7 protein-coding genes are annotated in these 8658 nt (G+C 41.5%); 4 read left to right on the forward strand and 3 right to left on the reverse strand.

The features are described from left to right. Positions 1–94 precede the first annotated feature (94 nt). Complete coding sequence (locus AB5935_RS22675; protein WP_007844300.1) at positions 95–535, forward strand: DUF5606 domain-containing protein; 441 nt, start codon at positions 95–97, stop codon at positions 533–535. 715 nt (positions 536–1250) lie between these two features. Here AB5935_RS22675 and clpB read toward each other — a convergent pair. Then, entirely contained in the window at positions 1251–3839 is a 2589-nt protein-coding gene (clpB, locus tag AB5935_RS22680; RefSeq protein WP_007833214.1) for an ATP-dependent chaperone ClpB, read from the reverse strand. 274 nt (positions 3840–4113) lie between these two features. Between clpB and AB5935_RS22685 the strand changes: the two genes are divergently transcribed. From AB5935_RS22685 to AB5935_RS22695, 3 genes are all read left to right on the forward strand, one after another. Then, positions 4114–4695: a DUF6621 family protein gene (locus tag AB5935_RS22685; RefSeq protein ID WP_007850281.1), complete on the forward strand. Its 582-nt coding sequence runs from the start codon at positions 4114–4116 to the stop codon at positions 4693–4695. A 12-nt stretch (positions 4696–4707) separates the two neighbouring features. Beyond that, a complete protein-coding gene (locus AB5935_RS22690) occupies positions 4708–5604 on the forward strand; it encodes a LysR substrate-binding domain-containing protein (protein ID WP_007833219.1) in 897 nt (298 codons plus the stop codon). An 88-nt stretch (positions 5605–5692) separates the two neighbouring features. After that, positions 5693–6679, forward strand: a complete 987-nt coding sequence (locus AB5935_RS22695) for a YeiH family protein (RefSeq protein ID WP_007833221.1) — start codon at positions 5693–5695, stop codon at positions 6677–6679. A 50-nt stretch (positions 6680–6729) separates the two neighbouring features. Here the strand turns inward: AB5935_RS22695 and AB5935_RS22700 are convergent, their stop codons facing one another. After that, a complete protein-coding gene (locus tag AB5935_RS22700) occupies positions 6730–8019 on the reverse strand; it encodes an MgtC/SapB family protein (RefSeq protein ID WP_007850279.1) in 1290 nt (429 codons plus the stop codon). 78 nt (positions 8020–8097) lie between these two features. Then, complete coding sequence (locus AB5935_RS22705) at positions 8098–8580, reverse strand: hypothetical protein (protein ID WP_007833229.1); 483 nt, start codon at positions 8578–8580, stop codon at positions 8098–8100. Positions 8581–8658: the final 78 nt, after the last annotated feature.

Here is an 8658-nt window from a genome sequence, read left to right on the forward strand (position 1 = left end):
ATTAAAAACCGAAAAATTCATACTATAAATTTGGGAGTTTCATTGGTGAATTGTACTTTTGCTTCCTCAAACCATAAATATAAAATAGAATAGTATGTTAAAGACCATTTTATCAATCGCGGGCAAACCGGGATTATATAAATTGATTTCTCAAGGAAAGAACATGTTGATTGTAGAAACAGTTGACGCAGCTAAGAAAAGAGTTCCTGCTTATGCTCATGACAAAGTTATCTCATTGGCGGATATTGCTATGTACACAGATGCGGAAGAAGTGCCTTTGAGCGAAGTGCTGGAAGCGGTAAAGAAGAAAGAGAATGGAGCGGTTGCTTCTATCAATTATAAAAAAGCATCAGCCGATGAGTTGCATGCTTATTTTGCAGAAATTTTGCCAAATTATGATCGTGACCGTGTTCATAACGGGGATATCAAGAAACTGATTTCATGGTACAATATTTTGGTAAACAATGGTATTACTGAATTTGTAGAAGCTCCGGCAGAATCTGCCGACAAAGTGGAAGAAGCTGCTGCTGAATAATTGAAATAAAGCGAAGGGGAAAAGCCCGTCAAGCAGTTTACAATCTGCTTGACGGGCTTTTTGTTCATCGGCATTATTGGTAAAAGAAGTAGGATATCTTATTTCTTTCAGTGGAATATGATCATAGATCGTGCTCTATAAAGGATACCCTGAAAAATCCTTCAAATCCTTCAGACTTCCCGCAAACGCCTTGTTCGTGGGCATTTCGGCTGAAGGATTGGGTTCGGGAATGCTTCAGTCGGGGATTGGAATCCTTCAGCCGAATCGGTGTTTCTCTGATTCTCAGGGAATCGTTTTTCCTGAAGGATATTTTTCGGCTGAAACATTTCGCGATGTATATCTTTCAGCCGGAATGTCGGCGGGCAGGGTGTTTGCGGAGTAGCTGAAAGATCTGAAGGAAAAATAAGGAGTTTCGGCATGTAGATGCCATTATGGAAAAAACAACAGGTCAAATTTTAAAAAGCTCTTGTTCTTTCAATGAAAACGTCTTGTTCTTTTTTTTAAAGACCTTGTTCTTTTCAGAAAAGAACAGGACGTTTGAGAGGTTAGTAATGTGCATGCCGGAAAGTTAGTAACGTGTGGGGTGACACGTTACTAATGCGTGGGCTGTAAGATTAGTAATGTTGCAGGTGGAAGATTGTATATCTTACAAGTGATGAGCCCCCCTTTACTCAGGAAAGATAAGATCTTATCTTTCCTGGCTGTTTGTAACATTCTAGTTGCGGAATTTTAATCCGTCACCAGCTGTTTCTACGATAATCGGTTTGCTTCGGTCTACTTCCTGTGACAATAGTTTTTTGGACAAATCATTCAGCAAATAGCGCTGGATGGCACGTTTCACAGGACGGGCGCCGAATTCGGGATCATAGCCTGTGCTGGCAATGAAACGGACGGCCTCATCGGTCATTTCCAAAGTAATGCCGTTGCCGGCCAGCATATTCTTGATACCGTTGATTTGTAACATCACAATCTGTTCTATCTCTTCTCTGTTCAAAGGCAAGAACATAATTGTTTCATCTATACGGTTCAGAAACTCCGGTCGTATCGTTTTTTTCAACATGGACATTACCTCTTTCTTCGTCTCTTCAATCACCACTTCGCGATTCTCGTCATTAATCTTTTCGAACTGGCTTTGAATGTATGCGCTGCCCAGGTTGGAAGTCATGATGATAATCGTATTCTTGAAGTTTACCGTACGTCCCTTGTTGTCAGTCAGACGTCCGTCGTCCAAAACTTGCAGCAGAATATTGAACACATCGGGATGTGCTTTTTCTATTTCATCAAATAATACCACAGAGTATGGTTTGCGTCGGACGGCTTCTGTCAACTGACCGCCTTCATCGTAACCTACGTATCCGGGAGGCGCTCCGATCAGGCGAGATACAGAGTGTTTCTCCTGGTATTCGCTCATGTCGATACGCGTCATCAGACTCTCGTCATCAAACAGGTAGTCGGCCAATGCTTTGGCAAGTTCTGTCTTACCTACACCGGTAGTACCCAGGAAGATGAATGAACCTATCGGACGTTTCGGATCCTGTAATCCGGCACGGCTACGGCGTACGGCATCGGATACGGCTGCTATGGCTTCATCCTGACCTACCACACGCAAATGTAATTCTTGCTCCAGATGAAGCAATTTGTCACGTTCGCTTTGCAGCATCTTGTTAACAGGTATCCCTGTCCACCGTGAAACAACATCGGCAATGTCCTCAGCGGTAACTTCTTCCTTTATCATGGCACTGTCACCCTGCTTGTGTTTCAGGTCTTCTTGGATATCCTTAATCTCGTTCTCTAAAGCCTGTAATTTTCCATAACGGATTTCGGCCACTTTACCGTAATCTCCCTCACGTTCCGCTTTCTCGGCTTCAAATTTCAATTGTTCTATTTCCTGCTTGTTTTGCTGAATCTTGTTGACCAGTTCCTTTTCACTCTGCCATTTGGCTTTGTAAGAGGTTTCCTGTTCTTTCAGTTCGGCAATCTCTTTATTCAGCTGTTGTAATTTGGACTCGTCTTTTTCACGTTTGATGGCCTCACGTTCAATTTCCAGTTGTTTCAGGTGACGTGAGATTTCATCTAGTTCTTCAGGCACAGAGTCACGTTCCATACGCAATTTGGCAGCAGCTTCATCCATCAGATCAATAGCCTTGTCCGGAAGGAAACGTTCGGTAATGTAACGGTTACTCAATTCTACAGCGGCAATGATGGCTTCATCTTTGATACGTACCTTGTGATGGTTTTCGTAACGTTCTTTCAATCCACGAAGAATAGAGATGGTGCTCAGCGTGTCCGGTTCGGCTACCATAACAGTTTGGAACCGGCGTTCCAATGCCTTGTCCTTTTCGAAGTATTTCTGATATTCGTCCAAAGTAGTGGCTCCGATGCTGCGGAGCTCACCACGGGCCAAGGCGGGTTTCAATATATTGGCGGCATCCATGGCACCTTCACCTTTACCGGCTCCGACCAAGGTATGGATTTCATCGATAAACAGGATGATGCTGCCTTCGGCTTTGACCACTTCATTGACAACAGATTTCAGACGTTCCTCAAATTCACCTTTGTATTTGGCTCCAGCAACCAGTGCGCCCATATCCAATGAGAAGATTTGTTTGTTCTTCAAATTGTCGGGTACATCACCTCGGATGATACGGTGTGCCAAACCTTCAACAATGGCGGTCTTACCAGTACCCGGCTCACCAATTAAAATCGGATTATTCTTGGTACGGCGGCTTAATATTTGTAATACTCTACGTATTTCTTCATCACGCCCGATAACCGGATCAAGTTTTCCGCTGCGGGCAGCCTCATTCAAATTAATGGCATATTTGCTTAAGGATTGATAAGTGTCTTCACTGGATTGTGAAGTTACTTTTTCACCTTTACGTAGTTCTGCTATGGCGGAGCGCAGCTCTTTGTCTGTCATTCCCGCGTCTTTCAATATGGTAGCGACAGTACTCTTTACATTCAATAAGGCCAGGATAATAGCTTCCAGTGAAACGAATTCGTCACCCATCTCTTTGGAATACTGTACGGCTCTTTGTAATATCTCGTTGCTTTCACGGCTAAGGTAAGGTTCTCCTCCCGAAACCTTAGGCAGCGAGTCAATTTGCTTGTCGATGACCAATGCGATCTGCTGGGCGTTCATTCCCAATTTCTGGAAAATGAAGTTGGTGACGTTTTCACCTACTTTCAGTACTCCGGCCAACAGATGCACAGGCTCGATAGCTTGCTGTCCGCGGGCTTGAGTTACGTTCACCGCTTGTTGCACTGCCTCCTGTGATTTAATTGTGAAGTTGTTAAAATTCATATTGTATCTCCTTTCTAAATATTATTCAAATACCTATTGAAAACGTAACTGTCACTGCTTTGTTCAGTGGCTTTTGCGATTTCATTTGATAATCGTCAAATAGTTTGCCAAAAAGAAAAAGAAAGCTAATGAAGTAAAATAAGAAGACAAAATGACAGGCTTTCCGGCTTTTAAATGAAAAAAAGTCCGAATTGCACACAAAAAGGCAGATAACTCTTTTTGCAGGCAGATGATAATTGCTATCTTAGCATCGAAATCATAAAATGAAAACGAGATGACAAATGAAATAAAGTTTGCAGATACTGTAATTCTGGTGGATGTAGCCTATGTAGATAGGGTGGCGGGTGATTTATCCAAACATTTTGGTGACGTGGTGGGGCGTAAGTTGCCGAAAGCGGATTTGCCGGTGTTGTTGGAATGTCTGTCACTGGATAGTGGAATACCCTTGGGGGAGAATGCAGTTCAGGTATTATTTATTTATGACGAGGAAAGTAAGAAAATGGATGCTTTTCAGCCGTCGGATTTGGAAAAGGAATTAAATAACGTGGCTTTCAAAAGCCAGTTGGGAGAGTTTGTACTTTATTCTTTCGAACCGTCGGATATGGCTAGTCGCGAAGAGTTGTTTCTAGAGTCTTTGAGAGTGGTGGTTGATGCAAAAGAGGTGAAACGGGTAATTATTGTCCCTGCCGAAGAAGAATATGGGGATAAAGTTCCTGCTATATTAAATAAGGTGGACGGAAAAGAAAAAATGACAGTATTCGGCATGAATCCTCCAGCCTGTGAAGTGGCTTATCAGTGGGAGATGTTTGGATTCGCAGTTTTACAGTCGTTAGGAATTAAAGCAGACGAACTATAATCATTAAAAAACATGTCTGATTTCAGGTTAAGAGTATTCAGTAGTGTTGCGAAAAATCTCAGCTTTACAAAGGCTTCGCAGGAGCTGTTTATCAGCCAGCCGGCTATAACCAAGCATATTCAGGAATTGGAAACGATGTACCAGACGCGCCTTTTTGAGCGAATGGGTAACAAGATCTTGCTGACTGATGCAGGCAGGTTGTTGTTGGAACATTGTGAGAAAATTTTGGAAGATTACGGACGCTTGGAGTACGAGATGAACTTATTACGTAATGAGCATACCGGTGAGTTACGCTTGGGAGCCAGTACTACAATTGCCCAATATGTGCTTCCTCCCTTGCTGGCTCGTTTCATCGAGAAGTTTCCGCAAGTGTCTTTATCACTTTTCAGCGGGAACTCCTCTGAGGTGGAAAAGGCATTGCAAGAACATCGCATAGATTTGGCATTGGTAGAGGGCAATACCCGGCAACCTAATTTGAAATATACTCCTTTTCTGCAAGATGAGCTGGTGGCTATCGTCCATACTCGTAGTAAGTGGATGGATTATGATGAGATAACTTTGGATGAATTGAAAGAAGTTCCTCTTGTGCTTCGTGAAAGAGGTTCGGGAACATTGGATGTATTGATTACCGCTTTGCATAAACACAACATAAAGTTATCGGACCTTACTATCCGTATGCACCTGGGGAGTACAGAAAGCATTAAATTATTTTTGGAAAATAGTGAGTGCATGGGGATTTTGTCTATCCGGTCTATTAATAAAGAACTGTATTCAGGAAAGTTTAAAGTATTGGATATAAAAGACCTGGTGATGTTTCGTGAATTTGATTTTGTCCAATTGCAAGGGCAGGATACAGGGCTTCCGACTCTGTTCATGCAGTTTGCCAATCATTATAAGGAAAAGTTATAACCTATAATTAAAAACGATTAGATTGTTATTGAAACATATACTACCTTTGCACCTCGAAATAGAGAAATAATGTTAAAAAGTAAAATATATGATTTCAGTAACAGCTTTACAGCAAAACAACAAAATTATTTATGTAGGCTTGCTTTCCACGTTAACGGTCTTTTTATTGATGGACTATATTCCGGTATTGGCTCCATTTTCCCGGTGGGTCACTCCACCCGTATCTTTATTTCTGGGGTTGATATTTGCATTAGTTTGCGGACAGGCCCATCCTAAATTCAATAAAAAGGTTTCTAAATATTTGTTGCAATATTCTGTAGTGGGATTGGGGTTCGGTATGAATCTTCAGGCTTCTTTGGCTTCCGGCAAGGAAGGAATGGAATTTACGATCATTTCTGTAATCGGTACAATGATTATAGGTATGTTTATAGGGCGTAAACTTTTGAAGGTAGACCGTGATACGGCTTACCTTATCAGTTCAGGTACTGCAATTTGTGGGGGGAGCGCTATTGCTGCTGTGGGGCCTGTATTGAAAGCTAAAGATAGTGAGATGTCTGTGGCTTTGGCTACTATCTTTGTATTGAATGCTATCGCTTTGTTCATTTTTCCGGTGTTAGGTCATACGTTTGGGTTAGATCAACAACAGTTTGGTACTTGGGCAGCTATTGCTATTCATGATACGAGTTCTGTGGTGGGTGCAGGTGCGGCATACGGTGAAGAAGCGTTGAAAGTGGCGACTACAATTAAACTGACCCGTGCCCTTTGGATTATTCCTTTGGCATTCGCTACATCTTTTATTTTCAAGGGGAGTGGTAAGAAAGTAAGCATTCCTTGGTTTATCCTTTATTTCGTTGTAGCTATCGTTCTGAATACTTATGTGTTGGATGGTGTACCTCAATTCGGGCAGGCCGTTTCTGGACTGGCACGTAAGGGATTGATTATTACCATGTTTTTTATTGGAGCTTCCTTGTCTATGGATGTACTGAAGCAAGTCGGTATGAAACCTCTGGTTCAAGGTGTTGCTCTTTGGGCAGTGATTAGTATTAGTTCATTGGCTTATATTCTACTCTTCTGATAGGGATTTAAATCCTGTTATCCGCATATGCTTTTTTATGAGAATATAATTTAGAAGTAATAGATGAGTAATAGTACAGCGTTTATCCCAATGACAGTGAGGAATCCTTTCCATACATAAGGCAGTATTTCTTTTCTGCGGGAGGAAAAAAATATGGCATAGAACATATTCACCACAATGTTGCTGATGATAGCTTGCATGATGCAGGCTCCTACGATAGTTGCTGGAATGCTTCCGCCTTGTAACAGGTTAAGTATGAAAGGGGTGATGTCACTTAATCCTGCTGCAATGGAGAGAATACTCAAACCTCCTGTTCCTGCATAAATTAATGTATAGTGAGTCAGAAATGTAAATACTACGAATAATAAAGCAAAGATCAGAGCGACTTTGAATTCCAGCGGATTACTTTCCGTTTCCGGCTCCTCAATAACTTCGCGCTCGCCTTTTATAGTATGCTTTTTATGGATGAATATACCGATGCCGGCGGCGGTTACAGACATGATGAGCAGATAGGGGTAGATATCCAGAAAGATGGAAGTGCTGAATATAAGGATCAAAATCATGAAACGCAAGAACATCATGCTGATAGCAAGCATCATGGCAGATACATATTCCGGTATTTCATGCGTTTGTATCCGTTTACATTTGCGGGCAAGGATGGAAATGGTAGCGGTGCTGCTATACAGACCACCGATAATACCCGAAACTAGAGTGCCTGATTCGCGGAAAACATATTGTTTCAGCAGGTAGGATAAATAGGAGATGCCCGATACGACTACAGTAGCCAGCCAAATGGTGTATGGAGTGAGATTGATACCCGGTATAAGAGGTTCCTTGGGTAACATGGGCAAAATGATACCGCTGATAGCCAGAAATTTTGCCAGTGTTATCATTTCATCATTTTGCATCCGTTGTACAAGTTCGGTAAAGGTGTGTTTCATTTCTGTGAAAAGAAGCACGGTGACTACCATCATGACATAAAACCAGGAAGGCTGTGTACTTATGATAGGAGCCATACAATAGGTGATAAGAGCGATGATGATTGTTGTCACTCCAAACACGTGGAACTGGGATTGCTTGACATAATAATTGATACCCAGTAATATGCCTAAAATTATCCCGCCTCCCATAAATAAATGCATTTCCTTAGGATCAAGTATATAGAGGAGATATCCCAAAATACCGATAAAAGTAAAAGTCCGGTCTGTGCCGAAAAGCGTAGTTTCCCCTTCTCGTCTCAGACTGATTCTCCGTTGGGATAAACCGATGAGTAAAGAGAACAATGTTACTAGAATGAAAGTAACCAATTGCTGGGGAAGGTAATCGTACAACTTTTCCATAAATTTGTCAAGATTAGGTTGATGTAATTGGTTTTTCTGTTCAAACCACATGGACCCCTCTGAAGGATTCAAATGGTTTTAAAACGCTTGCTTAAACTTGCTTTCTTCAAAAAGTCCTTTTAATTTATCATCACTTTTTATTTGGTTGATGATTGTGGACAGAACTCCTGCTTTGGGCAATTCTACTACAACGTCTGTTTTATATTTACCACCGTTCTGTCGGCTGTTTTCACAAATTACTTTTAAGTTAGCAGCCTCTTGCTGGGTAACCATTTGGATCAGATCTAAAAATTGTTCCCATTCTGCATTACCGAATTTATTTTGAGACTTGGCAGCCATTTCTGCTTTTGCCTTGATCTGGTTAGTTATTGCGGTACGGGCTGTAATGATCGCCTTCTTTTTGGAGGCAGTGGCGTCACCGCTCTGAGCTGATGCCGAGGCACGGAAGAAGTCTGCATTTGTACTATATGTATTTCCGGTACAAGGAGTGCTTTGTGCCTGTGCCCATGTTGATATTCCAAGGACGAAGGCTAAAAAATAGATGAATTTATAATATTTCATAGTTGGAATTTTATCAATTTATTGCGAAGATAGAGGAATATTTGATAATATAAACAAGAAAAGAGAAAAAAAAGATTG

This window comes from Phocaeicola sp. RTP21198st1_B8_RTP21198_201120 (assembly GCF_040929485.1).
Lineage (GTDB): Bacteria > Bacteroidota > Bacteroidia > Bacteroidales > Bacteroidaceae > Phocaeicola > Phocaeicola dorei.

Excerpts from the sequence above, each read along its gene's own strand:
- AB5935_RS22700 (WP_007850279.1), bottom strand. The coding sequence starts at position 8,019 with ATGGAAAAGTTGTACGATTACCTTCCCCAGCAATTGGTTACTTTCATT.
- AB5935_RS22695 (WP_007833221.1), top strand. The coding sequence starts at position 5,693 with ATGATTTCAGTAACAGCTTTACAGCAAAACAACAAAATTATTTATGTA.
- AB5935_RS22685 (WP_007850281.1), top strand. The coding sequence starts at position 4,114 with ATGACAAATGAAATAAAGTTTGCAGATACTGTAATTCTGGTGGATGTA.
- AB5935_RS22705 (WP_007833229.1), bottom strand. The coding sequence starts at position 8,580 with ATGAAATATTATAAATTCATCTATTTTTTAGCCTTCGTCCTTGGAATA.
- AB5935_RS22675 (WP_007844300.1), top strand. The coding sequence starts at position 95 with ATGTTAAAGACCATTTTATCAATCGCGGGCAAACCGGGATTATATAAA.
- clpB (WP_007833214.1), bottom strand. The coding sequence starts at position 3,839 with ATGAATTTTAACAACTTCACAATTAAATCACAGGAGGCAGTGCAACAA.
- AB5935_RS22690 (WP_007833219.1), top strand. The coding sequence starts at position 4,708 with ATGTCTGATTTCAGGTTAAGAGTATTCAGTAGTGTTGCGAAAAATCTC.